At 38.5% G+C, this 26,688-nt stretch carries 27 protein-coding genes, 1 rRNA gene and 1 riboswitch; of the genes, 19 read left to right on the forward strand and 9 right to left on the reverse strand.

Translation table 11 applies throughout. The features are described from left to right. Positions 1 to 44 precede the first annotated feature (44 nt). Positions 45 to 695, forward strand: coding sequence for a lysophospholipid acyltransferase family protein (locus tag FTU29_RS03095; RefSeq protein WP_180120382.1), 651 nt, complete (start codon positions 45 to 47; stop codon positions 693 to 695). Next, positions 695 to 1,639: a phosphatidate cytidylyltransferase gene (locus FTU29_RS03100; RefSeq protein WP_078191012.1), complete on the forward strand. Its 945-nt coding sequence runs from the start codon at positions 695 to 697 to the stop codon at positions 1,637 to 1,639. Before FTU29_RS03095 ends, FTU29_RS03100 begins: the two co-directional genes overlap by 1 nt. A 460-nt stretch (positions 1,640 to 2,099) precedes the next feature. Here the strand turns inward: FTU29_RS03100 and FTU29_RS03105 are convergent, their stop codons facing one another. Next, positions 2,100 to 3,305 (reverse strand): alkane 1-monooxygenase, encoded by a 1,206-nt coding sequence (locus tag FTU29_RS03105; RefSeq protein ID WP_180120301.1) that lies wholly within the window; start codon positions 3,303 to 3,305, stop codon positions 2,100 to 2,102. 181 nt (positions 3,306 to 3,486) lie between these two features. Between FTU29_RS03105 and FTU29_RS03110 the strand changes: the two genes are divergently transcribed. Continuing rightward, positions 3,487 to 4,431, forward strand: coding sequence for an AraC family transcriptional regulator (locus FTU29_RS03110; RefSeq protein WP_180120303.1), 945 nt, complete (start codon positions 3,487 to 3,489; stop codon positions 4,429 to 4,431). A gap of 10 nt (positions 4,432 to 4,441) precedes the next feature. Here FTU29_RS03110 and lpxB read toward each other — a convergent pair whose 3' ends face one another. Beyond that, complete coding sequence (lpxB, locus tag FTU29_RS03115) at positions 4,442 to 5,614, reverse strand: lipid-A-disaccharide synthase (protein ID WP_180120305.1); 1,173 nt, start codon at positions 5,612 to 5,614, stop codon at positions 4,442 to 4,444. Positions 5,615 to 6,368: 754 nt separating this feature from the next. Here lpxB and FTU29_RS03120 point away from each other — a divergent pair. The 3 genes from FTU29_RS03120 to FTU29_RS03130 all read left to right on the forward strand — a co-directional run bounded on the left by FTU29_RS03120 (position 6,369) and on the right by FTU29_RS03130 (position 9,060). Further along, positions 6,369 to 7,265, forward strand: coding sequence for a sulfite exporter TauE/SafE family protein (locus FTU29_RS03120; RefSeq protein WP_180120307.1), 897 nt, complete (start codon positions 6,369 to 6,371; stop codon positions 7,263 to 7,265). Between the two features lie 127 nt (positions 7,266 to 7,392). Further along, the gene (locus FTU29_RS03125; RefSeq protein ID WP_143221612.1) at positions 7,393 to 8,484 is read left to right on the forward strand and encodes a 3-deoxy-7-phosphoheptulonate synthase; all 1,092 of its coding nucleotides are present in this window, start codon (positions 7,393 to 7,395) and stop codon (positions 8,482 to 8,484) included. A 57-nt stretch (positions 8,485 to 8,541) separates the two neighbouring features. Next, the gene (locus FTU29_RS03130; protein ID WP_180120309.1) at positions 8,542 to 9,060 is read left to right on the forward strand and encodes a protein tyrosine phosphatase family protein; all 519 of its coding nucleotides are present in this window, start codon (positions 8,542 to 8,544) and stop codon (positions 9,058 to 9,060) included. Here FTU29_RS03130 and ispF read toward each other — a convergent pair. Continuing rightward, positions 9,048 to 9,536: a 2-C-methyl-D-erythritol 2,4-cyclodiphosphate synthase gene (gene ispF, locus FTU29_RS03135; protein ID WP_078193864.1), complete on the reverse strand. Its 489-nt coding sequence runs from the start codon at positions 9,534 to 9,536 to the stop codon at positions 9,048 to 9,050. The genes FTU29_RS03130 and ispF overlap by 13 nt on opposite strands. A gap of 100 nt (positions 9,537 to 9,636) precedes the next feature. Between ispF and FTU29_RS03140 the strand changes: the two genes are divergently transcribed. Further along, positions 9,637 to 10,287, forward strand: coding sequence for a hypothetical protein (locus FTU29_RS03140; RefSeq protein WP_180120312.1), 651 nt, complete (start codon positions 9,637 to 9,639; stop codon positions 10,285 to 10,287). A gap of 75 nt (positions 10,288 to 10,362) precedes the next feature. Here the strand turns inward: FTU29_RS03140 and FTU29_RS03145 are convergent, their stop codons facing one another. Next, positions 10,363 to 11,604, reverse strand: a complete 1,242-nt coding sequence (locus FTU29_RS03145; protein ID WP_180120314.1) for a D-amino acid dehydrogenase — start codon at positions 11,602 to 11,604, stop codon at positions 10,363 to 10,365. Between the two features lie 134 nt (positions 11,605 to 11,738). Continuing rightward, positions 11,739 to 11,829: riboswitch (glycine riboswitch) on the reverse strand. Positions 11,830 to 12,059: 230 nt separating this feature from the next. Here FTU29_RS03145 and FTU29_RS03150 point away from each other — a divergent pair. Further along, positions 12,060 to 12,833, forward strand: a complete 774-nt coding sequence (locus FTU29_RS03150; RefSeq protein ID WP_180120316.1) for a hypothetical protein — start codon at positions 12,060 to 12,062, stop codon at positions 12,831 to 12,833. 174 nt (positions 12,834 to 13,007) lie between these two features. Further along, positions 13,008 to 13,535, forward strand: coding sequence for a hypothetical protein (locus FTU29_RS03155; RefSeq protein WP_180120318.1), 528 nt, complete (start codon positions 13,008 to 13,010; stop codon positions 13,533 to 13,535). 104 nt (positions 13,536 to 13,639) lie between these two features. Here the strand turns inward: FTU29_RS03155 and FTU29_RS03160 are convergent, their stop codons facing one another. The 3 genes from FTU29_RS03160 to prmB all read right to left on the reverse strand — a co-directional run bounded on the left by FTU29_RS03160 (position 13,640) and on the right by prmB (position 16,618). Further along, a complete protein-coding gene (locus FTU29_RS03160) occupies positions 13,640 to 13,852 on the reverse strand; it encodes a hypothetical protein (protein ID WP_180094097.1) in 213 nt (70 codons plus the stop codon). A 647-nt stretch (positions 13,853 to 14,499) separates the two neighbouring features. Then, entirely contained in the window at positions 14,500 to 15,594 is a 1,095-nt protein-coding gene (gene aroC, locus FTU29_RS03165) for a chorismate synthase (protein ID WP_168378684.1), read from the reverse strand. Between the two features lie 13 nt (positions 15,595 to 15,607). Next, complete coding sequence (gene prmB, locus FTU29_RS03170) at positions 15,608 to 16,618, reverse strand: 50S ribosomal protein L3 N(5)-glutamine methyltransferase (RefSeq protein ID WP_180120320.1); 1,011 nt, start codon at positions 16,616 to 16,618, stop codon at positions 15,608 to 15,610. 311 nt (positions 16,619 to 16,929) lie between these two features. Here prmB and FTU29_RS03175 point away from each other — a divergent pair, with 311 nt between their 5' ends. From FTU29_RS03175 to FTU29_RS03220, 10 genes are all read left to right on the forward strand, one after another. Continuing rightward, positions 16,930 to 17,235, forward strand: coding sequence for a hypothetical protein (locus FTU29_RS03175; protein ID WP_078193872.1), 306 nt, complete (start codon positions 16,930 to 16,932; stop codon positions 17,233 to 17,235). 157 nt (positions 17,236 to 17,392) lie between these two features. Further along, the gene (locus FTU29_RS03180) at positions 17,393 to 18,766 is read left to right on the forward strand and encodes an AarF/ABC1/UbiB kinase family protein (protein ID WP_180005577.1); all 1,374 of its coding nucleotides are present in this window, start codon (positions 17,393 to 17,395) and stop codon (positions 18,764 to 18,766) included. A 241-nt stretch (positions 18,767 to 19,007) separates the two neighbouring features. Further along, on the forward strand, positions 19,008 to 20,294 hold the full coding sequence (locus FTU29_RS03185) for an acyl-CoA dehydrogenase family protein (protein ID WP_180120392.1): 1,287 nt from the start codon (positions 19,008 to 19,010) through the stop codon (positions 20,292 to 20,294). A 29-nt stretch (positions 20,295 to 20,323) separates the two neighbouring features. After that, positions 20,324 to 21,523 carry an acyl-CoA dehydrogenase family protein gene (locus FTU29_RS03190; protein WP_180120322.1) on the forward strand — a complete coding sequence of 400 codons (1,200 nt, stop codon included), beginning with the start codon at positions 20,324 to 20,326 and terminating at the stop codon, positions 21,521 to 21,523. Positions 21,524 to 21,611: 88 nt separating this feature from the next. Next, on the forward strand, positions 21,612 to 22,097 hold the full coding sequence (locus FTU29_RS03195) for a GNAT family N-acetyltransferase (protein ID WP_180120325.1): 486 nt from the start codon (positions 21,612 to 21,614) through the stop codon (positions 22,095 to 22,097). Between the two features lie 342 nt (positions 22,098 to 22,439). Further along, complete coding sequence (locus tag FTU29_RS03200) at positions 22,440 to 23,024, forward strand: lytic transglycosylase domain-containing protein (RefSeq protein WP_111884299.1); 585 nt, start codon at positions 22,440 to 22,442, stop codon at positions 23,022 to 23,024. Positions 23,025 to 23,505: 481 nt separating this feature from the next. Further along, positions 23,506 to 23,865 carry a hypothetical protein gene (locus tag FTU29_RS03205; RefSeq protein ID WP_078193877.1) on the forward strand — a complete coding sequence of 120 codons (360 nt, stop codon included), beginning with the start codon at positions 23,506 to 23,508 and terminating at the stop codon, positions 23,863 to 23,865. Positions 23,866 to 23,917: 52 nt separating this feature from the next. After that, positions 23,918 to 24,877, forward strand: coding sequence for a hypothetical protein (locus FTU29_RS03210; protein ID WP_180120326.1), 960 nt, complete (start codon positions 23,918 to 23,920; stop codon positions 24,875 to 24,877). A gap of 9 nt (positions 24,878 to 24,886) precedes the next feature. Beyond that, the gene (locus FTU29_RS03215) at positions 24,887 to 25,423 is read left to right on the forward strand and encodes an ATP/GTP-binding protein (protein ID WP_180120328.1); all 537 of its coding nucleotides are present in this window, start codon (positions 24,887 to 24,889) and stop codon (positions 25,421 to 25,423) included. A 10-nt stretch (positions 25,424 to 25,433) separates the two neighbouring features. Continuing rightward, complete coding sequence (locus FTU29_RS03220) at positions 25,434 to 25,865, forward strand: roadblock/LC7 domain-containing protein (RefSeq protein ID WP_180120330.1); 432 nt, start codon at positions 25,434 to 25,436, stop codon at positions 25,863 to 25,865. 11 nt (positions 25,866 to 25,876) lie between these two features. Here FTU29_RS03220 and FTU29_RS03225 read toward each other — a convergent pair whose 3' ends face one another. Together FTU29_RS03225 and rrf are read right to left on the reverse strand one after the other, a co-directional pair. Then, positions 25,877 to 26,317, reverse strand: a complete 441-nt coding sequence (locus FTU29_RS03225) for a hypothetical protein (RefSeq protein WP_180107217.1) — start codon at positions 26,315 to 26,317, stop codon at positions 25,877 to 25,879. Positions 26,318 to 26,569: 252 nt separating this feature from the next. After that, positions 26,570 to 26,684: ribosomal RNA gene (gene rrf, locus FTU29_RS03230) — 5S ribosomal RNA — on the reverse strand. Positions 26,685 to 26,688: the final 4 nt, after the last annotated feature.

Here is a 26,688-nt window from a genome sequence, read left to right on the forward strand (position 1 = left end):
CCATGCCAAATCCAATAGACACTTCAGGGAATGCTCACTCACCAATGAAAGGTAATTTTTTAAGCCGTTCAATTGCTCGCTATATTGCCTTTCTCACTCGTCGTGGGGCGCGGCTGCTCACGGGCGCGCGGAGTCTATGGGTCGGGTGCAAACCGGTTATGAAACAGCGTATTTATTATGCAAATCATAATAGCCATATCGACTTTATTTTGCTTTGGTCATCACTGCCGACAGATCTCAGACGGAAGACGCGTCCTGTAGCGGCTTCGGATTATTGGCTAAAAGATGGCTTTCGACGTTTTCTCATTCAAGACACGTTTACTGGCGTCACTATTCAACGAAATCGAGAGCAAAATCAAGATCCCTTAGAACCGATCAAAACCGTTTTAGCGCAAGGTGACTCAATTATTTTCTTTCCTGAGGGTACTCGAAATTTAAATGATGACGTTGAATTATTAGAGTTTAAAAGCGGCTTATTTCATCTCAAAAATCAATTTCCTGATGTTGAAATCGTACCGGTATGGATCTCAAATTTAAAACGTGTCATGCCTAAAGGCGCGCTTATACCATTGCCATTATTATCTACCGTTATTTTTGGCAAACCTTTAGAAGCCCATAATGAACAGAGTAAAACTGAGTTTTTAAACTACGCTCAGGAAGAACTACTCAAGTTAAAAGCATTGGAGTATCAATAATGGAATTCACCAATGCGCAAATGACCTATGTATTGTTTGGTATCTTTGCAGTTATTTTAATTATTGCCTCAACCATTGGCTCAATACTAAAATTTAAAGCGGGTTATGCACCTGCACCAGTTATCGACAATTTAAATGCGCGGATCAATGCATGGTGGGTCATGTTGTTGGTACTTGGTGTAGCAATTTCATTAGGCAAAATTGCCTTTGTGATCCTGTTTGCGTTGATTTCACTCTTTGCTTTACGTGAATTTATCAGTTTACTGCCAACCCGTCGCGGTGATTATCTTCCTTTATTGATCGCTTTTTATTTTGTCATTCCATACCAGTATTACTTGGTGTATATCGACTGGTATGGGTTATATTCTATTTTTATTCCGCTGTATGTATTTCTTCTTATCCCTATCGCTACACTCAAAGCTGAAGATACCACGCGATTTTTAGAGCGCAGTTCAAAAATTCAATGGGGTCTGATGATCAGCGTATTCTGTATTTCGCATGTGCCTGCGCTATTAAATCTTAAACTTCCCGGATTTGAAGGTGAAAAAATTTGGCTAGCGATCTGGCTGATCATGGTGGTACAAGCCTCCGATGTCTTACAATATGTCTGTGGCAAGCTATTTGGAAAACACAAAGTCGCACCGATACTTTCACCATCTAAGACCGTTGAGGGTTTAATCGGAGGCATTGCTTTAGCCACTGCACTAGGTGTTGCTATGTCATGGCTTACACCCTTTAGCTATCTACAGGCTGCATGTATTGGTTTTATTGTTTGTATATTCGGTTTCTTTGGTGGTCTTGTCATGTCAGCCATTAAACGCGATCGTGGTGTAAAAGATTGGGGACAACTCATCCAAGGCCATGGTGGCATGCTCGACCGAATTGATTCCATCTGCTTTTCAGCACCGATTTTTTTCCACATTTTGCGCTATTGGTGGTCTTAAGAAATGACTAAGTTTTAAACAGAAAATTTGGGATTTTAAATGATGTTACGCACGTAGAATTACTTTTACATTTTAAAGATGATTTTTAAGTCTATTCGACGGAGTCATACATCTAAGGATTGAATAAAGATCTTAGCCTTCGGCTGGAGATACTCTTACGAAACGTTGTTTCTCATTCGGCAAAATGAGAAGCGAAGCTTCGCAAGGAAACCATCTTGCGGTGCAATGCACCTCACCGACAAAACTCGTTCACTAACGTCTAATTATTCAAAGTATCGCAGAAACATTTTTGATTACAATAAGTCTTGTCTCAAACAATTGCGGATGATGTTACCGTGTATCGTTCTTTTATTTGAATCAACGTGCGCTTCTGATGTTACTGCGTAGCATCGGTTAATAATACGCACAATAAAAAATCCCAAGCAAACAAGCTTGGGATTCTTCTCATCAGGTATTCGATTTAAACGTCTGAAACCGCAAACTTTTTAAAAAGGCTTACGCGACGTTTAGGATGAATATTGGCTTTAGTTAAATCACCTTGATAGTGATCATAGACCCGTTTATCCATCATCTTAAACCAAATAGAGGGGACTAAAGCAGGAATTAGCATAGTGGCATAGCCGCTAGGCAACTCTGGCGCTTCATCAAAATGTCTTAATGCCTGAAAAGGGCGAGTCGGATATGCATGATGGTCTGAATGTCGTTGTAATTGATACAAAAATAGATTGGTCACAATATTATTGTTATTCCAACTATGTTCAGGCATGGTTCGCGCATAACTTCCATCCGCTTTTTGCTCACGCTTCAGGCCATAATGTTCAATATAATTAATAATTTCAAAAAGGCTGATTCCATAAAAGGCCTGTGTAACTAAATACGGTGTCACGCCTTTACCAAACATTTTCAGCATCGCGGCATGAAAACCTGCACTCATCGCCCAACCATGAAACAGTTCATTGTCCTTCGAAAAGAAACTTAAACCTTTACGTTTTAAGCGTTGTTTCTCAATCTGCACCGCCGATTTAATTCCACCAAATACCGTGCGTGGCCAAAACTCATAAAAGGTTTCACCCATTTTTGAAGATGCAGGATCTTCAGGCGTTGCCGCACGTTTATGGTGCCCATAAGGATGTTCAATGCGGAAATGGCTATAACCTAAAGGTGCGAGCGTCGCATGTGCCCAATAATGGTCTTTTTTATGTGGTCGATGGCAGAGTTCATGTGCTGTATTTACGCCAACACCATTGATGGCACCCATCGAAATCCCAAGTAGAACTTGATCTAATAATGAAACATCTTTACGGGTAACCACATAGCCTGCAAAAGCATTCGCTGCCATTTGCAGTGGAATAAATAGTTTGACGATACGATCATAATAGGGATCATTCACTAAAACTTTGATGTCATCATCTGTCGGGTTATTGGCATCATCACCGATCAGTGCATCCAGTGCAGGAATAATGACATGCAGTAGAAGCGGCCCGCCCATGGCAAATAGTTTTTTTGTCGGTTTGGGACCAAAATGATAACCCGCCAAAATCCCCATACCAATGACTGGTAAACCTGGACTCAATAGCCAACCATAACGTTTTTTATCTAAAACACTACCGATTTTGCTTTCTAACTGAGCGAGCTGCTGTTCATTTAATTTTACTGGTGCATTCATGCGCTAGACTTCCCTAATTACTTCTTCTGTGTTTATATTCGTAAAATATGGGCAGCCAGAACAGTTTTAAGCGTCCAAAAAAACTATGCGATCGTCTTTGGCATTTAAGGATAAATGTTGACCTTTAAACACATAGTGACCATCAATAAGTACAAAATTAATATGAGTAAATATTTGAAATATGGATGCTTTAAGTAAAATTTTTGATGATATTCATCTCCACCGATCTGAATATATTTATTTGAGATCAAAGCATCCTTGGGCTTTTCATTTTCAAGATCACAATGCCATGGTTGCGTATGTGGTGATTCAAGGTCAGTGTGTTGTGCATATAGATCAAGAGCAGGTTTTGCTTGAAGCTGGCGATCTTTGCCTTATTCCCTCAGGGCAAAACCACCACTGCAAATCTATACAGTCTGATGTCTTGGTCGAATCAGTGAACATCACGCCACTGTTTCAAGAGCAACGAAATAAAATCATTGAATTAAATTCTGCCGAATCTCCAGAAGTAGAAGAATTATTTGTACTCGCGATCCGTGGGCATGTCGATAGCATTATGGCAAAGCCTTTAGTAAATGCACTCCCCACGCTGTTACATACACCACATATCATGAGCAGTACCGCACCGGAATGGTTGCAAATTGGCTTACATTTTCTGGCAGTTGAAGCGCATCAGATCCGTCCAGGCCGCGACAAAATTTTGGATCATTTAGTGAGTATTTTATTTATCGAATGTGTGCGTGATTATATTGCAGCCTTGTCAGATTCAAGCAGTTGGTTGCATGCCTTGAGTCATCCTGAATTATCCAATGCTTTAGCCGCGATTCATGAAAAACCGCAGCATGCTTGGACCGTCGAAAGTTTGGCAGAACAATGTTGTATGTCGCGTTCTAAATTTGCCAGCTTATTTACTCAAATGCTCGGTGAATCACCACTCGCCTATTTGCAGCAACATCGTTTGCGACTAGCAACACAGCACTTACAAACGGGGCAACTGACTATTCAGCAAATTGCCCATCGTATCGGTTACTCATCTGAAACGGCATTTAGCCAAACTTTTAAAAAGTTTTATGATCTAACCCCGAGCCAGTATCGACAGCAGCATCAGATCGCAAAAAATGAGTGACCTTAAAGGTTTAATTTAAAAGCTTTAAAATCGCTTCCACAGGGTTTTCACTGTTGCCTGAAAGCAGTTGTTTATGCATGGTGATATGCTGCATTACTTGAATTTGCGATTTTTCAACATCCATTAAGCTTTCAATTTCTGCTGCTAATTTTTCAGGTGTTGCATCATGTTGAATAAGTTCCTGAATCACCTTTTTGCCCGCAATAATATTTGGCAATGAATAATACGGAATTTTGATCAGCAATTTCACCACATGATAGGTCAGCCAATTTAACTTATAAAAGGTTACCATTGGGCGGTGTAAAAGCATCGCTTCTAAAGTCGCTGTACCCGAAGCCAAAGCGACAATATTCGATGCGTTCATCACCTGACGACCAATTTTAGATTCGGTATCGGTGTTTTCCATCAAGCGAACTTTGGCTTGTAATGCTTCAGGGTACTGCTTGAGCAACAATTCGATTTGCTGTTTACGTGCATCATTAATTGCAGGAATCAGGAACACATAGTCTGGATGCTGCTCCGTCAAAATCTGTGCGGCGGACAGTACCAAAGGCCCCAAACGCTCAATTTCACCGCGACGGCTGCCCGGAAGTAATGCAATGTGTTTTTGATGCTCATCTAAGCCTAACTCGTGTTTAGCCGCAACGAGTGGATTATCTAAAGGCAACTGACTTGCCAATGGGTGTCCGACAAATGCAGCCGGAACTTGCCATTTTTGAAAAAATGCTTTTTCGAAAGGAAATAAACAAAGGACTAAATCGATACTCGCCTTGATGCCATGCACACGGCCTTGTCGCCATGCCCACACTGAAGGGCTGACATATTGCACTGTTTTAATTGGTAGCTGTTTTTGCTTCATGCTCTTAGATAAACGCAAATTAAAATCCGGTGCATCTATCCCTACAAAAACATCGACAGGGTTTTCAGTCCATTTTTCAACCAGACCATCACGTACAGCAAAGAGTTTTTTAATATCTTTTAAGACTTCAACAATCCCCATCACCGATAAAATATCCATCGGATAATAGCTGTTAAAGCCTTCTGCAATCATTTGCGGACCACCAATGCCTTCAAATTCCGCATCGATCCCTTGCTCTCGAAAACTACGGAGAAGCTTGGCGCCTAATGTATCCCCGGATACTTCCCCAACCACGATGCCAATTTTAAGTTTCCGATTTTGCAAAAGTCTGTCCTTTTAACTTAATGTTCTTTAGTTATAGATTCTATACGAGTCCTTCACAAAGTTAATAGATTTCCAAAAAAAAGCTGCACAGCTTTAATTCACCATTTTAGAAATATTCCTCACTGCTGCTTAGCTACTAACTAAAATTTTTATACTAATGGTTCTGATTTCTACCGTATTTACTCTTAAACAATTTACGAAATAGCACTGCGGTTTTAAAACCCGTGCTTTCCGCAAGTTTATCAACTGAATAATCTGTCAATTCGAGCAATTCAGCCCCACATCGCAGTCTTTCATTATTTAACCAAGTGACAATAGGTCGTTATGACGCATGTTTAAAATGTCTAGTTAGTGTCCTTCTACTCATATTCGAATAATGGCGAAACCTTATCTTTTTAAGGAGTATAGATTTTGCAGGAATGGACTTTAAGTTCACAGTCGCATATATCGATAAATAACTAATTAAAGACTAGAAAAATAAACCTACGGTGCGTTTTTTGGTATTAGATATGCATTTCAGATAGTCATCACCTTATATTCTAAATACATGATTTCACTGCAGCATAATCTCCATTTGAACTATTAACTACTTGAGAAAACCGAAATCAATAACTTAGTTTAGATAAAATTCATTTATTCCAAAATTAAAAACATTCTTTATCTATTTTTTTCACAAGTAAATCACTAATCGAGACAACGACTTATATCAATTAGTCATAAGATATGCACGTTTTATGATATTTGGCATTCAGCGATGGTCGGTCCTTTAGAGTTCATTCTGGCAGGTGTAATTGTAGGTTTCTGCGTAGGTATTACCGGCGTTGGCGGTGGTTCATTGATGACCCCTATCCTGATCAGCCTGTATAAAATTGAACCCCACATTGCGATCGGTACAGATCTACTGTATGCCGCAATTTCAAAATTTTGTGGTTCTTTAGTTCATGCCCGTAAAATGAATATCGTTTGGACCATTGTTATTTGGCTTGCAGTCGGCAGTATCCCTGCGTCTTTTGCGACCCATTGGGTACTTGAAAACTATTTAAGCCAATCGACACATTACAAAACCGTGTTAACCATGTTTTTGGGTTTTATGCTGACGATTACTGGTATCTCAATTATTTTCCGTGGTCATATCGAAAAATTCTTTAATAAATTTCGAAAAACTGATCAGTTGGATGATATGAGTGCGGATCTTGAACGTATCAATTTCCAAGCTAAAAATAAGCGTGCATATATCATCATCATGGGGATTATTTTAGGCGTATTCGTTACTCTATCGTCTGTTGGTGCAGGTGCCTTCGGTATTATGGCTTTGGTGCTTATGTTCCCGAACTTACCGATGATTCGTATTATCGGCTCTGACGTCGTACATGCCGTGCTTCTTACACTGGTTGCAGGCTTGGGTCATATGAGCTCAGGTAATGTCGATTTTCATTTATTGGGTTGGTTATTGGTGGGTTCTATTCCAGCGATTGTTGTCGGAACTTTGATCAGCTCACGTTTACCTGAAAAAGTTATTCGTAAAGTCTTAGGCATTACCTTGTTTGTTTTAGGCATGAATTTCATCATTAATCCAGTAAAATCAAAACCTGTCGAAAAACAAACAACTGCAATGTTGATCGCACCGACGGTGAATAGTCAGCAGGTTTAAATTAACTGCCCGATTCATCACTTTTTTTTCAGAGACTTATTGATCTTTTTTATAACATTTGAATGCTATATTCATGTTATATTCGGCTCACGAAACAACCTTTTGTATAATCAAACCAGTGACGGCAATGAATACTTTACAGTCAAATTCTATTACCCAAAACGACATTGATGACGTGAATGTAAAAAGCATTCAGCCACTTGTTACTCCTGCAGAACTAAAAAAAGAGCTACCTCTGACTGAAACTGCCTATCAAACAGTCCTTAAGGGCCGTGAAACTGTACGTAATATTTTAGATGGAAATGACAAACGTCTTTTTGTTGTCATTGGTCCATGTTCAATTCACGACACAGTCGCTGCACATGATTATGCTGACCGTTTAAAAGTTTTAAGTGACAAAATCCAAGATACGATTTATGTCGTGATGCGTGTGTATTTTGAGAAACCACGTACCACTGTGGGTTGGAAAGGTCTAATTAATGACCCTGACATGAACGATTCTTTCAACATCGAAAAAGGCTTACGTATTGGTCGTAAACTTTTACTTGAATTGAATGAAAAAGGTTTGCCTTGTGCAACCGAAGCACTCGATCCAAACTCACCACAGTACTACCAAGATCTTATCTCTTGGTCAGCAATTGGTGCGCGCACCACTGAAAGCCAAACACATCGTGAAATGTCTTCTGGCCTGTCTTCACCTGTGGGCTTTAAAAATGGTACAGATGGCGGTTTAACCGTTGCGACCAATGCCATGCAATCTGTTAAACATGGTCATAGCTTCTTGGGCTTAAGCGACCAAGGTCAAGTTTCTGTTATTCGTACCAGTGGTAACCCATATGCACACGTTGTACTTCGTGGCGGTAACGGTAAACCAAACTACGACGCAGGTTCAGTTGCAGATGCCGAAGCGGCATTAGCCAAAGCAAAAGTTAGTGGCAAAATCATGATTGATACCAGTCATGCAAACTCAAACAAAGACCCGTACCTACAACCCCTTGTTCTGAAAAATATTACTGAACAAATCCTTGACGGAAACAAGTCAATCGTGGGTATTATGGTAGAAAGTCACTTAAAAGGTGGTCGTCAGGATATTCCTGCCAACCTATGTGACCTCGAATATGGTAAATCAGTGACTGATGGCTGTATCGATTGGGATACGACTGAAAAAGTCTTGTTAGAGATGCATGAAGCACTTAAAGACGTGTTACCGACACGCTAAGTGAATGAAAAACGCCATCTTCGAGATGGCGTTTTACTTTGAAGGATTATTTGTCAGATGAATGAAATCGAAAATGCGTTAAGTCACATTGAAAACTTCCAATATATACATGAACATTTATTAACGTCAGGACAACCATCTCCTTCTGAGCTTCAAACGATTAAAGAATATGGTGTTTCAACGGTTATCAATTTAGCCCTGACCGATGCATCCATCGAGCATGAAGACCGCATTTGCCTAGATCTAGGCCTGAACTATATCCAAGTTCCAATCTCTTGGGATACCCCTTCAGATGATCAATGCCTTTTAGTACTCGATATGATTGACCATTTGGTTCAAGGGCAAACGGTTTGGCTACACTGTGCGAAAAACTTCCGTGTCAGCAGTTTGATGTATTTATACCGTCAATACTATATGGATGTTGATATGCCAAAGGCTCAAGAATTTATGCATCAAATTTGGGAACCCAATGAAACTTGGACAGGTTTAATCCATGCGGTTGCCTTACAACTCCAAGGCCGTAAAGCAACTCAAGATTTACAACATGCGCTGATCCATCCAGATCATTTTGCGTGAGAAATCAGTACAGTTGCAGTAGAAAGAATACCTTCTTGGCGACCGGTAAACCCTAATTTTTCGGTGGTGGTCGCTTTGATGCTAATTTGTGTAACTTCAACATCCATAACATTTGCGATACTTTGACGCATTTCTAAATTATGTTTTGCTAGTTTAGGGCGCTCACAAGCCACGGTAATATCAGCATTATTAAGTACATATCCACGATCTAAAATCATTTGGTAGACGTGTTTTAAAAGTACTCGACTATCGGCACCTTTAAATTTTGGATCTGTATCTGGAAAATGCTGACCAATATCTCCAAGTGCCAAAGCTCCTAATAATGCATCACAAAGCGCATGCAATACCACATCACCATCTGAATGTGCTTTGAGTCCATGTGTATGTGGAATTTGAACACCAGCAAGCGTTACAAAGTCACCTTCTTCAAATGCATGCACATCCATGCCCTGACCGATACGAATTTGAGCTATCATGCTTGAGTTCCTTGAGAAAATAATGATTGAAATCTTGTATTCACGCTTTCTATTTCGCTATAGTGTGGGCAAGCGCAACATAGTGAAAGTATAAGCGATCATGCTGTTGAAAACTGAAATAAATATCATCAAAAAATTCGGACTAGTTCTGCTAATAGGTTCTGGCCTAGCGACGTTTACGCATGCAGAAAAGATAGACTGTGATCATGCCAATACTCAGGCAAAAAAAAATTATTGTTCTGACCGTTTTAAAGAACAGCGTGAAAAGCTAGATGGGCTTTTTTTAACAGCGCAGTTGATTACCGATGCCCCAATACGCTTACTGATAGATACGCAAAAATTATGGTATAGCCGAGTTCAGCAATGCAAAAACTTGGAGTGTTTTAAACAACAATTTGAGCTTCGCCATGAAGATTTGAATATCTACACCTCGATGAACCAAAGTTTAACGCAGCATTATCTGAAATTTGAAAATGGTCATTTTGCGACATCACCTGTACATTTAAAGGTGCATCAACTGGGCAAAGACAGCATCAAAATTGAAGGCATTGCCTATCGTAATCCGAACAATCGAGTTGAAACACAAACCATTCCATTTTTAGCTTACACAACACCCGAACAAAAAAATCAAATCACCGATAATGAACACGACTGCAAATATCAGTTCAATTACAGTAAAGCCTTACTCTCAGTAAAAACTGAACAAAAAGGCTGTGAACGTTTTGCAGGGATTTATCGTTTATATGATTAAGATCAAATTCGAATGACTTAGAAACTTCAAAAAAGCCTCAACATTGAGGCTTTTTTGATGTCTACAATAGGTCAGTTAAATCGGATGTGTTTGCTGCACTTGCTGGCTGATCATTGCAGCTGTTGCCGCAGATAAGGTCCATCCAAGGTGACCATGCCCTGTATTATAGAAAATATGATCACGCTTACCTGCATGCACCACAGGCATCATATTGGGCATCATTGGTCGTAAACCCGCCCATGGCACCACATGTTCAGTTGATAGATTAAAGTTGCGATTCGACCAATCAATTAAAGGCTGAATGCGATCGGCACGAATATCTCGGTTATAGCCATTAAACTCTGCCGTGCCTGCAACACGTAGTCGATTTGCACCTAAGCGTGAAGTCACAATTTTGGCACTTTCATCCAACAGACTTACCCAAGGCGCATTGGCCTGACTTTGTTCATCATTTAAATTTATGGTGATTGAATATCCTTTGACTGGATAGACATTTACGCGGTCACCGAGTTTATGCGCAAGTTCATAACTACCTACGCCACCACAGACCACCACAGCATCTGCTTCAAGTATGGTATCAGCATCAGGATGTTCCATATTTTCATCACTGGCTTTTAACTGAACATTGACACCTTTTGCATGATGTTCAAAGTCAGTCACCTCAAAACCCCACATATATTTCACTTCAAAGCGTTCTGTTGCTTTAGCAAGCTGCGTTGTAAATTTATGGATGTCGCCCGTGGCATCCCCCGGACAATAAAAACCACCATAGTATTCACCTGTCAGACTAGGCTCGATATCACGGATTTCAGCTAATGTCACAGGATGACGCTCTAAGCCACCCTCACAGAGCATATTATTAACTTGAGTCGCTACCTCATAATCATGTTGATTATGAAAGAAATGTAAAATGCCGCGTTTTTCTAAATCAAACTGTAAGTTTTCATGCTCAGCAATTTCAAATAAACGCTGACGTGCCATCAATGCGAGACGGACGGTTTCGTGAGTATTTTCACGATAATCTTTAATATGTCCCATAAACTCAAAGAGCCATGAATATTTGTGTAGATTAAAACTTGGATTTAATAATAATGGTGCCGATTTTTGCGACATCCATTTGATGCCTTTCACCACCGTTGCTTTTTGATTCCAGACTTCAGCATTACATGCTGATAATTGACCACCATTGGCAAACGACGTTTCCATTGCAGGATAAAGATGTTTATCGACCACGGTGACACGATAACCGAGTAATCCGAGTTCGTAAGCTGTCGTTACCCCAGTAATACCTGCACCAATCACAACAATATGACACATATAGGCTCCTTGGAAATTATATTTCCTATGTTTGCCCCATCTGTCATTGGTACCTGAGAGCTTTGGTTCTTTGCGAAGCAATGTGAACCTTCCCCTTCGGTGAGTAGGTCTAGCCCACTTCTCTCCAGATTTTTTATATGATTACAGTCCTTTTGCCTGAGAGTTTCCTGGGGGAACTTGCTCCTTCGGCGAGCACAATCTGTGCTTCTCTCCTGCAATCATCCTTTCGTTTTTTATTTCGCATTCTTATTGATATTGCCTTAGTTAGATATGAGCAATATTTGTACCAAATCTCAAGTCCTATTTGGGTCAATATTGTTAAATATTATTTTTATATCGATTTAAGTTGTTAGGTTATAAATTTAAAATCATTTTTCCTACACCTAAATACTTCATCTTTAAAATAAAGGTTTAAAATATTAAATGAAATTTATAACTAGAAAGATTGAAGTTTTATGTCGGATTCTACGCTTTTCTCTCGCTTTGCATCTGTGATCAAAACACATTCTATTGAAGAATTAACCCAAAGTGATTTACTCCTTCTTAAGACTCTGGGGCCTGTTCAAAGTTTTTATGCACCATTCGAGGCCATAAATCATGATGCAAAAGTGGTCATCGTCGGCATCTGCCCAGGCCAACAACAATGGCGTAATGCATTAATCGCAGCAAAGGTCGGCTTAGAACAGCAAGTATCTGAGGAAAACATTCTTAAACTTGCCAAGAATAGTGGCGCTTTTAGCGGCCCTATTCGTAAAAATTTAACTCAACTGCTAGATCATATTGGATTACACAATCAATTAGGCATACAGACCACTGCTGAGCTATTTAGCAATCATCAAGATATAGTGCAAATGTGCTCGGTTTTACAGCAATGCATTTTGGTCAATGGAAAAAATTATGCTGGCTCAACACCCGCAATGCTAAAAAATGAATTATTAAAACAACATATTGATGATTATTTTATTCCTATGGTCCAACAGCTTCCTAACGCAATTTATATCCCGCTAGGCAAAGGTGTAGATGAGGTTTTAAATTATGTAAGCAGCTTAGGCTATTTAAATGATCAACAGATTTTAGCTGGACTTCCCCATCCATCAGGTGCAAATGCCGAACGGATCAAATATTTTTTAGGTGAAAAACCACGTGAACAATTATCTCGACAAACCAATCCCGAGCAGATTGATAGCGCGAAATCACAGATTTTGCTTAAGATATCTAAATTTCTATGAAGTTCGCTTAACATCACTGAAAAATATTATTTATTTGAATATCAACCACTTATATCAAAGCAGTGCTCGAACAAAACTAGAAAAGTGTGATGTATTTTACTTTTTTGTTTTTCTGTGTGAATATGCGCCAAAATAAATATTGCTCATAAAAATAACACTAACATGGAACAACACATGAAAAATTATTTAGTTCTAGGATTTACACTCCTACTACTCACAGGTTGTATTACCGTACCTAAAAATAAACCTGAAACAAGAACCTTGAAGCTAAATGGTGTGAATACCGTTGAAAACAGCAAAGTGATCCAACGAACCATTACTCGGGGTCAGTTACTATGTGAAGCTGGGCAAAAATGTCCTGAACTTGCAATTGATTGGCAAAAAAACAAAGGTGAGTATGCACTTTCACTGCATTCTTATGATCAACAGCAGCTTGATATGAGTGAAATATCTTTTGTGATTGACGGCAAAGTTTTGTCTTATCCTGCAATTGTTCAAACAAATTATCGTCGCTTAGATAATTCAAATGTGATTGATTCTTCTAATACCGTGATGATCCCAGATGCTGTGCTTAAACAATTTCGGGACGCAAAAAATATTGCTGTGATAATGAATACCAACCAAGGTGAAATCGCACACTATATGTTAAAAAACCAAAAATCTTCAGATGCCTATCGACTATTTTTACGTGCTTATTCTTAAGCTCAAATAGTCTAAAATAAAAATACCAAAAGTTAGTGTATGTTTTCTTTTGGGATTTTTTATTCATCTCGCTTTATAAATTGATCAAATACATCACATGATCTTTATTTTATTCGTTTAATTAATTGTTTAATTGTCAGTTCATATATCGGTTGACCCACCTCTAGATGAAGAGGATAGGCTTGATTTTCATCTGTTATGTTATAGCCACGTCGTTGATAATATTTTATTAATTCTAAACGCCGATCAATCACATACATCACAAATTCTTCAACATTGGGTTCCATCAACATCACTTGTTGTTCTGCAAATTGCAATAATTTTTTCCAAAGCCCTAAGGTTGCTCATTTGGATGAATTGCAAAATGACCAATTTCACAGCTCATACCCTGCATTTGAATACCAATACACCCCATGATCTGAGTATTTTACGATTCCATCACATATAGATGAAAATCCTTTTTTGTAAGAGTTGACTGAGTTGAGAGACATTTATTCGATTTCCTCGAACAATATGATGTTCCGTGGTCCAGCTCTTGGGATGATTCTCTCGATAGGCTGTATTCATTAAGCTTTCGAGCTGCTGAATATCATCAAGTAAAGCATGTCTTATATTCATATTTTTTATCTATTTATTTTCATAGGCCTATTTTACTGAAATAAAAAAACCAGACAATTGTCTGGTTTTTTTAAAGCAATGTGCTCATCAGTGTGACTTGCTAACGCTATTCACCAACAGCATCGGAACAAAAAGCAGTGCTTTGTTATTTATCCTCTGTGACTCGCTAACGTTACTCACCAAATCGCGTTCGGAACAAAGCAGCGCTTTGTTATTTATCCACTGTGACTTGCTAAAGCTATTCACTAACCGCGTTCGAAACAAAGCAACGCTTTGTTATTTATCCACTGTGACTCGCTAACGCTACTCACCAACCGCGTTCGGAACAAAGCAGCGCTTTGTTTCCTCACTTGGGTTCAATTGGGGCAAATGGAGCGACAACATCCGCATTTTGTGCACGGTTACGCATGAAGTGATCCATAAGCACAATTGCCAACATCGCCTCTGCAATTGGTGTCGCGCGAACACCAACACAAGGATCATGGCGACCTTTGGTCAACACATCAGTATCTTCACGATTAATCGTAATGGTTTTACCCGGCGTAGTAATGGATGCTGTTGGTTTTAAAGCAATCGCAACACGAATGTCCTGACCACTCGAAATACCGCCCAAAATGCCGCCAGCATGGTTTGCCAAGAAACCATCCGTAGTTAACTCATCACGGGTTTCATGACCAAACTGCTCGGCAACACCAAAGCCATCACCAATTTCAACACCTTTTACAGCGTTGATGGACATCATAGCATGTGCAATATCTGCATCTAAACGATCAAATACAGGCTCGCCCCAACCAACTGGTACTTGCGTCGCAATAATTTCCAGTTTGGCGCCACAGCTCGTTCCTTGTTCACGAAGTGACGTTACGAGAGCTTCGAAACGTGGGACGGCATCTGCATCACCACAGAAAAATGGGTTATTCGGAACTTCATTCCAGTCCAATTTCTCTGCTTTTTCGGTACCAATTTGGGTTACATGACCACGAATTTCGATGCCAAATTTCTCAAACAAGAATTTTTTAGCAATCGCACCCGCAGCAACACGCATCGCAGTTTCACGAGCACTCGAGCGACCACCACCACGATAATCACGGAAACCATACTTATGTGTATAAGTATAGTCTGCATGACCCGGACGGAAGGTTTGCGCGATGTTGCCATAATCTTTTGATTTTTGATCTGTGTTACGGATCAATAGACCAATCGATGTACCGGTTGTTTTGCCTTCAAATACGCCTGAAATAATTTCAACTTCATCGGGTTCTTTACGCTGAGTCGCAAACTTAGATGTGCCCGGCTTACGACGATCCAGATCCTTTTGCAAATCGGCTTCAGTCAGTTCAATACCCGGTGGAACCCCATCCACAATGGCCATCAAACCAACGCCATGAGATTCACCACAAGTCGTTACACGGAAGAGTTGCCCTATACTATTACCTGCCATGTCAAACGACTCCTTATGCTTGAACAGATTGAATAAATAAATCTCGGTATTCGCGGCATTGAGCAGCAGTCAATGCAAAGATACCTGTACCGCCTTTTTGGAACTGTAACCAGTAAAAATCAACGGTATTGAAGTTTTGACGCATTGCCCATTCTGAGTTACCCACTTCGATCACAATTAAGCCATCTTCAGTCAGGTAATCTGCAGCTTGTGCCAACATTTTACGGACAAGATCCAAACCATCTTGACCCGCAGCAAGCGCCATTTCAGGTTCATGGTGGAATTCTTCTGGTAAATCTGCCATGTCTTCAGCATCCACATATGGTGGATTCGACACGATCAAATCATATTGATTTTCCGCTGGAATTTTGGCGAATAAATCAGACTCAAGTAAAGCCACTTGATATTGTTTATTGTGGTGTTCACAGTTAATTTGCGCCACTTCAAGTGCATCTTTAGACAAATCTGTTGCATCAACTTCAGCGTCTGGGTATGCATATGCTAAAGCAATCGCGATACAACCCGAACCCGTACACATATCTAAAATGCGCTGAGGAGTTTTTGGATTGGCATTTTCAGGTAGATTATTAACCGCAGCACCCATTTTGCCATTTTCACCTAAGCAATATGGCGCAAAACGGTTTTCAATCAATTCCGCGATTGGAGAACGTGGAATCAGTACACGTTCATCGACATAAAATGGCTTACCAAAGAAATATGATAAGTTAAGTAAATAAGACGTCGGAACTTTTTCATTAATACGACGTTCTAACAATGCTAAAAATTCTGCAACTTCACTTGGCAATAATTTCGCATCTAAGATTTCCGCATCTGCATTCCAATCTAGAGATAACGTTTGTAAAACCAATGCTGAGCTTTCAGCAAAATAGTCTTCTGTACCTTGTCCTAAGTGGGCATCATATTGACGTAAAGCTGTTACCCCAAAGCGGATATAATCACGAATTGTAGATAGGTTTTCAGCTGCTTCCTGTAAATGTTCAGGGCTAATAGTCGGTCGATCCACTTAAGGCGTCTCCAGTTCATAATTTTTTAAACGCCCTATGATACCTTGTTTTGATGCTATTTATAATAAAAATACGGCATTATTCACCGCTTGAAAGCATTTCATAACCGTATATATGAGGTCTGATACATTCGCTGAAATGAAATGTGTAATTTAGGCTTTTCTTCAGCATGCTATAAAACCTAATAGATAAAAATTACGAATAAAAACCAATTCAAGCTCAATTGTTTAGCAATTTGTACTTGATCCTAAGCTTTAATTTCTTAAAATCATCCCCATACAAACAGTTAAATTTTAAATGCGGGGCTCCAATGAGCTATAAGCACAATAACCTCATGGCTATGCGTCAAAGCTATTGGGAAGACACTCAGTCTTTAAACGTGCAAAATGAAAAGGCATTTTTTCAGCAACTGCTGATCGAACATCAAGTTTTCCCTGATCCGAGTTTAGAAAACGCTCGTACCCTATTTTTTAGCTTACCGAGCATTATTATTGTCAAAGGTTATGCTGCCGGATTTAAAGACGAATCTGTCCAACACCTTATTCATCAACATATTGAAGAACATAAAGCGGCATTGATGCAAAACGATACGGTAAAAATCAAATATCGTTTATAGTTTTATTTCCAATGTGCCTGTCTACGTGGCATCTTGCTTAAGTTTGCAAATGCTTACTGCATATTCAGTAAGTTGAACTATTTTAATACGTTAAGAAACGTTAAAATTAGCTACAATGTATTTTTCTGCGAATTGCTGATTAAAGGATTTAATTTACATGTCAGATCAGAACGATAAGCTCAAACACTTGAAAACGTCTTCTATGGATCGACGCTTATCTATCGCAAAGGCATCGCTACTTGCGGGAACTCGTTGGGCAGCATCAAACGCCACTTCTATTTTTTCGAGTGAGGAAGAAAAAGAGAAAAAGCGTAAAAAAGCCATGAAAGATCAGGCTGAATATCTCGTCGCAGAAATTGGTAAATTAAAAGGTTCAATTGTAAAAATTGGGCAAATGATGGCGTTGTATGGTGAACATTTTCTGCCTGAAGAAATCACCCAAGCCCTCAATACCTTGAACAATCAAACAGTTGCATTGGCATGGCCAGCCATCAAAGTCCAATTACAAAATCAACTTGGCTCAAAGCTTGATGATCTCGTGATTGATCATGAGCCACTTGGTACAGCATCTTTGGCACAAGTTCACCGTGCAAAACGCAAATCTGATGGCTTAGAACTGGTTTTAAAAATCCAGTATCCGGGTGTGGCAGATGCTATCGATTCGGATATGAATCTATTCAAAAACATGCTCAAACTGACACGAATGGTGCCTCAAACCCGTGAATTTGATCAGTGGTTTGATGAAGTTCGTGAAATGATGCATCGTGAAGTAAATTATAAAATCGAAGCAGATACCACTCGCCGTTTTGCTGCACGCTTAAAAGAAGACCCACGCTATATCGTGCCGCAAATCATTGAAGGTTATTCAACACCTCAAGTACTGTGTATGACCTTTGAACGTGGTGTACCGATTAATAGCCCTGTAATGCTATCACTTCCTCAAGAGCGCCGTAATGCCTTAGGTGAAGCATCACTTGAAATTGCCGTACGCGAAATTTTTGAATGGGGTGAAATGCAAACCGACCCTAACTTCGGAAACTATTTGGTCCGTTTAGGCAATGGTGCGGATGTGCCAGATAAAATTGTTCTCCTCGACTTTGGTGCGATCCGTCAGTTCGATGAGCATCTATTAGGCGTTGCGCGTAATTTGATTACCGCGGGTTACCATCACAGCTCTGAGCAAATGGTCAAAGCGATGACAGGTTATGAGTTCTTTGATGGTATTCCACAAAGTATTAAACCTGATATGGCTAAAGTCTTTTTGTTAGCGACAGAGGCATTTAGTAGCACTGAAAATAACCCAAACATCCCTGCTGGTGTTATGGACGAACAACAACGCTATGACTGGAAAAAAAGCCAATTACATAGCCGTGTGATGCAACAAGCGTCAAAATCGATGGCATCTCGCTATTTCTCAGTTCCACCTAAAGAGTTTATGTTTATTAGCCGTAAATTTATCGGTGCATATACCTTTATGACCGTCATTGAAGCAAAAACCAATGTTCGTCGTATGATTCAAAAATATCAATAATCATTCAATACAGACCTTAAAACTTGGCTGACTCAAATGTCAGCTAAGTCAATTTTAAAATAACAATACTTTTAAGCCTTTTTACTTTTCTATTCTTAATTAATCATTTAGCAATCGAATTCCACCTAATCTCGCCGTTTATCTTTGACAATCATGCATGTCATTTATGACATGGTTTTTCTATCTTTGGCATGTCAGCATTAAATAAGAACAACGCAAATGGAAAACAACAATGACCAATATGGTAAACAAGGCACAAGGATTTGGACTCTCACTTTTAACTAAAATTGCCGGTAGTGATGTACTCGATCAGTTTAAACTGCGCAAATTTGTTGAAAAATCTTTGTATCAGAGCTCAAAAGCTGGTTTTAAAACCTTGAGCCAAACGCAAAAAGTATTTCAGACCAACAAAGATGTGCATAAGCAACGTTTGCCTAATCAACAAAAATCATTATTTGATTTAAACCTGACTGAAGAACAACAAATGACTGCTGATGCGATGCAGCAGTTTGCCACAGAAGTCTTGTATCCACTTGCTCATCAAGCCGATCAAGAGGAAACATTTCCAGAAGTGTTATGGCAACATATCCAAGATCTAGGTCTAAATTATTATGCCTTACCTGAAGATTTGGGTGGCGTCGCGGCAGAAAAAAATATCATTAGCAATATCTTAATTGCTGAACAATTGGCTGAAGGTGACTTTAGTTTAACAGCAGGTTTACTGTCGACATTTAGCTGTATCAACGCCATCACCCAATGGGGTTCAGAATCTGTTCAAGCAACCTACTTAGCGGCATTTGCAGATGATTCAGCCCTACGTGCAAGCTTTGCGGTTCAAGAGGCAACAGCGGCATTTAATCCCTATCAACTTAAAACTCACGCGATTGCTGATGGCCAGCAGTATAAAATCAGTGGGGAGAAAACCTTAGTCCTTTTAGGTGAACAGGCAGATGTGCTCTTGGTGAGTGCCATGCTCAATGGGCAGCCTGAAGTTTTTATTGTGCAACGTGACCAGAGCATTAGCGCAAAAAAAACACCTGCTATGGGTTTGAAAGCCACTGAAACGGTAACGTTAAAATTTGATCAGACCCCTGCCCAACGCTTAGGCGATCAAGATTTCAACTACACATCATTTATCGATCTTGGCAATTTAATGTGGTGTGCCATGGCTGTTGGTACCGCAACTGCAGTGAAAAAGTATTGCATTCAATATGCCAACGAACGTACAGCTTTTGGAGAGCCAATTTCACACCGTCAAAGTGTGGCATTTATGATTGCAGATATGGCAATCGAAATTGATGCCATGCATATGCTCATCCTAAACGCAGCAAGTCTAGCCGAAGCTGGCAAGCCATTTCATCGTGAAGCCTATTTAGCCCGCGTGCTATGTGCTGAAAAATCGATGAAAATTGGGACCGATGGCGTGCAAATATTAGGTGGTCACGGCTTTACCAAAGAACATCCCGTAGAACGTTGGTATCGAGACTTACGTGCCACAACGATTCTTCAATCTGGCTTACATGCGTAATTCAGCAAAATAAAAACAAGGAAATGTCCATGAACTTACAAAATCCGAAAAAATTTAAATTGCTGATCGACCAAGCCCATGAAGTCGCTTTAAATGTTCTACGTCCTATTTCACGTAAATATGACAAAGCCGAACATGCCTATCCTAAAGAGTTAGACATGTTGTCTTCCCTCGTCGACGGTATGAATGATGGCGGTGATGGCATGAATGCAGGTGCTGCCGTCAATAAACGTGGCGACACAGACACGGGTAATAAAAACGGTGTCAATATGTCAACAGCCCTCAGTATCATCGAGATGTGCTATGGAGATACAGGTCTGTTGCTCAGTATGCCTCGACAAGGGCTTGGAAACTCGGCTATTGCCGCAGTAGCCAATGATGAACAACTAGAACGCTTAAAAGGAACTTGGGCCGCTATGGCCATTACAGAACCCAATTGCGGCTCTGATTCTGCTGCTATTAGGACAACAGCGACGAAAGATGGCGATGAATACATTCTCAATGGGGAAAAAATCTTTGTCACCTCGGGTGAGCGTGCTGATTCCGTGGTGGTTTGGGCAACGCTAGATAAAAAATTAGGTCGAGCAGCGATTAAATCCTTTGTTGTTGAAAAAGGTACACCAGGAATGACTGTAGAACGCCTAGAACATAAATTGGGTATTAAAGCTTCTGATACTGCTGCCATTAGTTTTATAGATTGTCGTGTCCCTGCTGCAAACTTATTAGGCAATGCTGAAATTGATGTAGCAAAGGGTTTTGCTGGGGTTATGGAAACTTTTGATAATACTCGCCCACTCGTTGCTGCGATGGCTATAGGCTGTGCAAAGGCATCTTTAGAGCGAATTAAAGAAATCTTTAAAGATGAATTAGATGAGCAGTATTCAACACCGATCTTACAAAGCTCGAATATTGCTGCACAAATCTACCGAATGGAAGCAGACTGGGAAGCAGCACGTCTACTCATGCTCAAAGCCGCATGGATGGCCGACAACAAAAAACCTAACTCACGTGAAGCATCCATCGCTAAAGCAAAAGCAGGCCGTGTAGGTAATGAAATCACATTAAAATGTGTAGAGCTCGCAGCTGCAGTTGGTTATAACGAAGATGAATTATTGGAAAAATGGGCACGTGATTCAAAAATCCTCGATATATTTGAAGGCACACAACAAATTCAACAATTAATCGTTGCACGTCGTGAACTGGGTAAAAGTTCAAGCGAATTAAAATAATTTTTTGCTTGAGTAATTTTAAACTTAGAGATGGATTTTTTTATAGGATCAGTCTATAAACAATCCATCTTTTTGTTTTTCGATCATTATGTTTCAAATCCGACCACTTCAAATTGAAGATAATGCAAGCATTGCCAATGTCATTCGCACAGTTTCCAAAGAATTTGGATTAGCACCTGAATCAGGATTTGCCGTTGCAGATCCAATTTTAGATGATTTATATCACGTTTATGCACAAGCAAATGCACAATATTGGGTTATTGAAAATCAACACGGTACAATTTTAGGTGGTGGCGGCCTTTCTCCTTTAGCTGGAGATTCAAGCATTTTAGAAATCCAAAAAATGTATTTTTTGCCTGAATTACGTGGTCATGGTTTAGCCAAAGATATTTTAGAACTTTGTTTTCAATTTGCCAAAGATCATAATTTTAAAGCGTGTTATTTAGAAACCACACATACACTTGGGCAAGCGGTGAAACTCTATGAAAAAGTAGGATTTCAACACTTACAAGCTCCCAAGGGCAATACAGGTCATAGCCAAGCATGTGAAATTTGGATGCTTAAAACGCTTTAATAAACTTAGATTTAATTAATTTCGCTGAAAAGGTTTTAGAGCTTTTTCAAATAGAGATATTTAATGAGTGGATATTCAAGTTTTTTATAATTAAAGATCTCCGCTTTTGAATAACCCACAATCTTAAGTAAGTAAGAATGTAAAGAGAGAAATACTAACTCAATTAACACGATCTGCTTTTCTCTCTTCACTTAGACAATCATGTAATTTGAGTACATTTCCATCAATTTTTACAATTACACTGTATAGAGCAACTTAAGAAAATATTGACCTCTGAGTCTCCAGTTCATACTATCACTTTAGAAATTACACTTAGCCATGATTATTTTAAAGTGAATATAAATGCAGAATGTACTGAATAAAACTCGCCTTTCAACTCGTCTTTCGTCGCTCCTAAGCGCTCACAGCTTAAAGTTTTCAACTGTTATTATATCTGTAACCCTGATTTCTGGATGTTCATCACTCGGTGGTGGCTCTGTAGAAAAACGTGCTGTTAAACTTTCATCAGGGATCCAAAAGGCCTATTCAGTCAATCCTGAAACTGCAAATCGAGTGTCACCCTACATTGTGCAAACTGCTGATCAATACAACTTAGATCCTTTACTACTGGCTGCTGTTATTCGCCAAGAATCAACTTTCCGCCCTTATGTCAGTTCACCTGCAGGTGCAGTCGGTTTAACTCAGGTGATGCCACGTTATTGGCAAGCAACATGCCCTGGGGATTTATATGACGAATTAACCAATATTAATTGTGGGTCATTTATTTTAACTAAATATAAAAATGCCGCTGGCAGCATGCCAAAAGCTTTAGCCTACTATAATGTCGGACCTACCGCTTATAACACCAATCGAAAAATGAAAAAACAAGGCAAACGTTATGCAAAACAAGTGAAACAACATCGAAATAATTTAAAAAGTGCATTATAAGAAGTAAAGTTCAATCCTATTACCCCATGATTGAACTTTTAACATATATCACAAATACTTGAATTTAATAGACTTAAATCACAAATATAGATTCTAGAATAATATTATATGATGTATTTTAATGAGTAATAAACAAACAAACAGCATATATTTTTAATATTTATTTCATCTTACATAATCGTTTTTTGCATATTAAATTAATGAAATAATACATTAAATCTATTAATAAAAAAACTCTTATAAAACAACAACCTTAATTGAATTTCATATACAACAATTCTATAAAAAGTTTAAATATTCTACACAATCCTACAACTATTAGCAGCCAAGAATCATTTAAAGACCATTTTTACTTTATTTATTATTAACAATAATCAACCAGCTGATTTTTTTAGCATTGTTTATTCATTATTTTTAGCTAATATCATATAGGTCAGTAAAACTATATTACTGATTAACATATAATTTATTGGGGTTAATAATGGCCAAATTATCTTTAAACGCTTTAACAGACATTGACGGTTTTATTGCTGCAGCTTTGGTTGACAGCGAAAGTGGCCTTGCTATGGCGACACAAGGCAATAACGACATCGATTTAGAATTAGCTGCTGCTGGTAATACTGAAGTTGTACGCTCAAAGCGTAAAGTTGCCAAAGCGTTGAATTTAAATGACTCTATCGAAGACATTCTAATTACTCTGGGTAAACAATATCACTTAATCCGCCCACTCGACTCAAATGAAGCATTATTTCTTTACCTCGTCTTAGACCGTAGTAAATCAAACCTTGCTATGGCGCGCCATGAACTTAAACATTTCGAAAAAGAATTAGATTTTTCTTAATTTAAAGTTGGGTTATTTCACCAGAAATAACCCAGTTTTTCTGGACCATTTCGTGAATAGCACATTATATATTTCTGTCTTTGGCTTAAATCTAAATGTTATCAATGACATTAAATCTATTATTTCAAATAAGCTATCTGAAACTTTTACTATTCATTGGACAAACATTGCAGATTCGAAACTCCAAGTCCTATTAATCAATGATGACTTTATCGACCTGCCGAATATAAATAAAATAAGGCACGAAGCTTTAATCATACTTAGACTTAAAAAAAATGAATTGAAAGCAAATCAAATCGAACACGATACCCTGTTTTTACCCCTAACAAATACCAATCATTTTGAGCATTGGTTAGAGCATTTAGCTGCGTTAAGGTTCCGTGATACTAATCCTGTAAATGTCTCCAATCCTATTGTTGTTAAAGACATAAAACCTAAATTAAATGCACTCCAGATCTCACAGGCTTTTAAAGATTTAAATAAACATCAACGTCAACTATTGCTTTTAGATCAAAAACCAATCTTACTCATTGATAACTTAAGCAATGAGTTTTGGATAGAACAAAATATTCAAATCACACAAAATTCTGAAATCACACTCATTCCAGCAGATACAAATACAGTTGTTGCTTTTAAATATGGGTTGGAATCAATAAATTTACAGCATGGATTATGGCAATTTGTTTGGGATTACGTAGATGGTACTCCCCCCAATTACACAAGCCACTATAAACTTTTGCATTGGCCACAGCCTATACATTGTGCTGAGCGACAATCACTATTGAAAATATCCGCTTTTTTTATGGAAGGTAGTTCTACTCAATATATTGCTGAACAAATACATTTGAGCCAAAACATTATCAATCGCTATTTATTTGCATGCCACATTGCTGAAATCATAGAAGAGATACCAGCTATGGCGAGTGTATATCATAGCCAAAAAACAGCTCAAGAATCTTCAAATCCACTACAGAGTTTTTTCCGTAGTCTTCGAAAAAAATTAGGAATCTAAAATTTCATTATGATTTTACAGCAATACAAAATCGTATTTGCCGGAACGATGGGTGCCGGAAAAACCACTGCTATTCAAAGTATTTCTGATATTCCTGTACTGAGTACAGAAGCGCTTAATACTGATCAAAATGCGCATCAAAAAATTTTGACTACTGTTGGAATCGATTATGGTGAACTTACTCTCGCCGATGGTACTAAACTTGGTTTATATGGTACGCCGGGCCAAGAAAGATTTAACTTTATATGGAATACCATTTGTAACGGCGCGATTGGTACAATTATTTTGATTGATCATACACATGACCATCCAATTCAGCAGCTGAATGATTATTTAAATTATTTTTCTGAAAATAATGAAAACATCATCATCGCGATTACACATTTAGACAGTACGCAGTATAAATCTACCAAACTTTATAAAGAATGGCAGGATTCACAACAGATACATCACCCGATTTTTTATATCGATGCTAGAAATAAAAAAGACATTCTTTTTATTCTAGAAGCACTTATTGCAAAAGCCGAAGTTCAACTTTCAATCTAATGAAGATATTATGAATACAGCAATTCGTACAACACGTTCAGCACCACTACAGCTTATTGAACATGCACATAAACTCATGAAGGAGTTAATTTCTGATGTGTCCGGTATTGAATATATGATGTTATGTTCAACTGATGGTTTTGAATTAAAATCTATAGAAAAGAAAAATATTGAAAATTCTGGAAAACTTGCAGCTGTAAGCAGTTCGATCTTAGCAATGGTTCAAGCTTTTACTAACGAGATTAATTTAATTGGTTGTCAAACCATTACATTAGATGCTGAAAATGGTAAAGCATTACTCACAGCTATCTCTCATCCTCTACACCCCATGATATTAGTTGTCTTAACATCAAAAAATGTATTATTAGGGCAATTATTATATTCCTTAAAAAGAGTGAGTAATGAACTAAGCGAATATCAACTGTCAAATACATTCGCCTAGTCCGATTCAATTTATTTCATCGAGTCACGCATTTTATCTTCATCAAAATATTGTGCAAATGATGCAATACGTTTTTCAACAACTGGATTTTTCATCAGGTTCTCAGCTGCACGATTCCCCAATAGTTCAAATGCTTTACCCAAAGCATTTGTTCCTTCATTTTCTGTAACAGCTTTGATTTCAGCATTACAACGTTTAGTAAATAAATCTTGAAATAAATTTGCCATATTTTTATCAATCTTTTGCATCTCAGCGGACGTCACTTTACTATACTTAGAAATTTCTGGATGTGCTGAAAATGCCAAATAAATCCAAGCCGTTAAGTTCTGACTCTCTTCTGCTGAAATTTTATTTACCAAACATTCACTTAGTTTATCCTGATACACACCAGCTGTAGTATTTAAAGAAACAAATGCAAATAAAACTATAGTTAATAATTTTTTTAAAAACATCTTAAATACCCTATATATTATTAATGAAACAAACGATTTTATTATATTGATTTATTACACATTTTCATTAGCAAAAGATTTTAAAATGATATAGATGGATTGAGTATTTTAGTTTTATTTTCTTTAAATATCTCTCGTTTTCCTATTTTTTGAATTTGCTTCTCTTATTATTTTTCTATTTTGATAACTTTCCCTTTTTCCCCGCACATAAAAAAACACCCCCTGACTAGTCAGGGGGTGTTTAGAATAATGAGCTGGCGATGACTTACTCTCACATGGGTAACCCCACACTACCATCAGCGCTAAGAGGTTTCACTTCTGAGTTCGGGAAGGGATCAGGTGGTTCACTCTTGCTATTGTCGCCAGCACAA

The sequence above is a fragment of the Acinetobacter sp. YH12086 genome, from assembly GCF_013419345.1.
Taxonomy (GTDB): Bacteria; Pseudomonadota; Gammaproteobacteria; order Pseudomonadales; family Moraxellaceae; genus Acinetobacter; species Acinetobacter amyesii.

Excerpts from the sequence above, each read along its gene's own strand:
- FTU29_RS03110 (WP_180120303.1), top strand. The coding sequence starts at position 3,487 with ATGGATGCTTTAAGTAAAATTTTTGATGATATTCATCTCCACCGATCT.
- FTU29_RS03225 (WP_180107217.1), bottom strand. The coding sequence starts at position 26,317 with ATGTTTTTAAAAAAATTATTAACTATAGTTTTATTTGCATTTGTTTCT.
- FTU29_RS03155 (WP_180120318.1), top strand. The coding sequence starts at position 13,008 with ATGAAAAATTATTTAGTTCTAGGATTTACACTCCTACTACTCACAGGT.
- FTU29_RS03190 (WP_180120322.1), top strand. The coding sequence starts at position 20,324 with ATGAACTTACAAAATCCGAAAAAATTTAAATTGCTGATCGACCAAGCC.
- FTU29_RS03205 (WP_078193877.1), top strand. The coding sequence starts at position 23,506 with ATGGCCAAATTATCTTTAAACGCTTTAACAGACATTGACGGTTTTATT.
- FTU29_RS03180 (WP_180005577.1), top strand. The coding sequence starts at position 17,393 with ATGTCAGATCAGAACGATAAGCTCAAACACTTGAAAACGTCTTCTATG.
- FTU29_RS03185 (WP_180120392.1), top strand. The coding sequence starts at position 19,008 with ATGGTAAACAAGGCACAAGGATTTGGACTCTCACTTTTAACTAAAATT.
- FTU29_RS03095 (WP_180120382.1), top strand. The coding sequence starts at position 45 with ATGAAAGGTAATTTTTTAAGCCGTTCAATTGCTCGCTATATTGCCTTT.
- FTU29_RS03195 (WP_180120325.1), top strand. The coding sequence starts at position 21,612 with ATGTTTCAAATCCGACCACTTCAAATTGAAGATAATGCAAGCATTGCC.
- FTU29_RS03130 (WP_180120309.1), top strand. The coding sequence starts at position 8,542 with ATGAATGAAATCGAAAATGCGTTAAGTCACATTGAAAACTTCCAATAT.
- FTU29_RS03105 (WP_180120301.1), bottom strand. The coding sequence starts at position 3,305 with ATGAATGCACCAGTAAAATTAAATGAACAGCAGCTCGCTCAGTTAGAA.
- FTU29_RS03140 (WP_180120312.1), top strand. The coding sequence starts at position 9,637 with ATGCTGTTGAAAACTGAAATAAATATCATCAAAAAATTCGGACTAGTT.
- FTU29_RS03200 (WP_111884299.1), top strand. The coding sequence starts at position 22,440 with ATGCAGAATGTACTGAATAAAACTCGCCTTTCAACTCGTCTTTCGTCG.
- FTU29_RS03215 (WP_180120328.1), top strand. The coding sequence starts at position 24,887 with ATGATTTTACAGCAATACAAAATCGTATTTGCCGGAACGATGGGTGCC.
- FTU29_RS03120 (WP_180120307.1), top strand. The coding sequence starts at position 6,369 with ATGGTCGGTCCTTTAGAGTTCATTCTGGCAGGTGTAATTGTAGGTTTC.
- FTU29_RS03150 (WP_180120316.1), top strand. The coding sequence starts at position 12,060 with ATGTCGGATTCTACGCTTTTCTCTCGCTTTGCATCTGTGATCAAAACA.
- FTU29_RS03220 (WP_180120330.1), top strand. The coding sequence starts at position 25,434 with ATGAATACAGCAATTCGTACAACACGTTCAGCACCACTACAGCTTATT.
- FTU29_RS03145 (WP_180120314.1), bottom strand. The coding sequence starts at position 11,604 with ATGTGTCATATTGTTGTGATTGGTGCAGGTATTACTGGGGTAACGACA.
- FTU29_RS03125 (WP_143221612.1), top strand. The coding sequence starts at position 7,393 with ATGAATACTTTACAGTCAAATTCTATTACCCAAAACGACATTGATGAC.
- FTU29_RS03175 (WP_078193872.1), top strand. The coding sequence starts at position 16,930 with ATGAGCTATAAGCACAATAACCTCATGGCTATGCGTCAAAGCTATTGG.
- aroC (WP_168378684.1), bottom strand. The coding sequence starts at position 15,594 with ATGGCAGGTAATAGTATAGGGCAACTCTTCCGTGTAACGACTTGTGGT.
- FTU29_RS03100 (WP_078191012.1), top strand. The coding sequence starts at position 695 with ATGGAATTCACCAATGCGCAAATGACCTATGTATTGTTTGGTATCTTT.
- ispF (WP_078193864.1), bottom strand. The coding sequence starts at position 9,536 with ATGATAGCTCAAATTCGTATCGGTCAGGGCATGGATGTGCATGCATTT.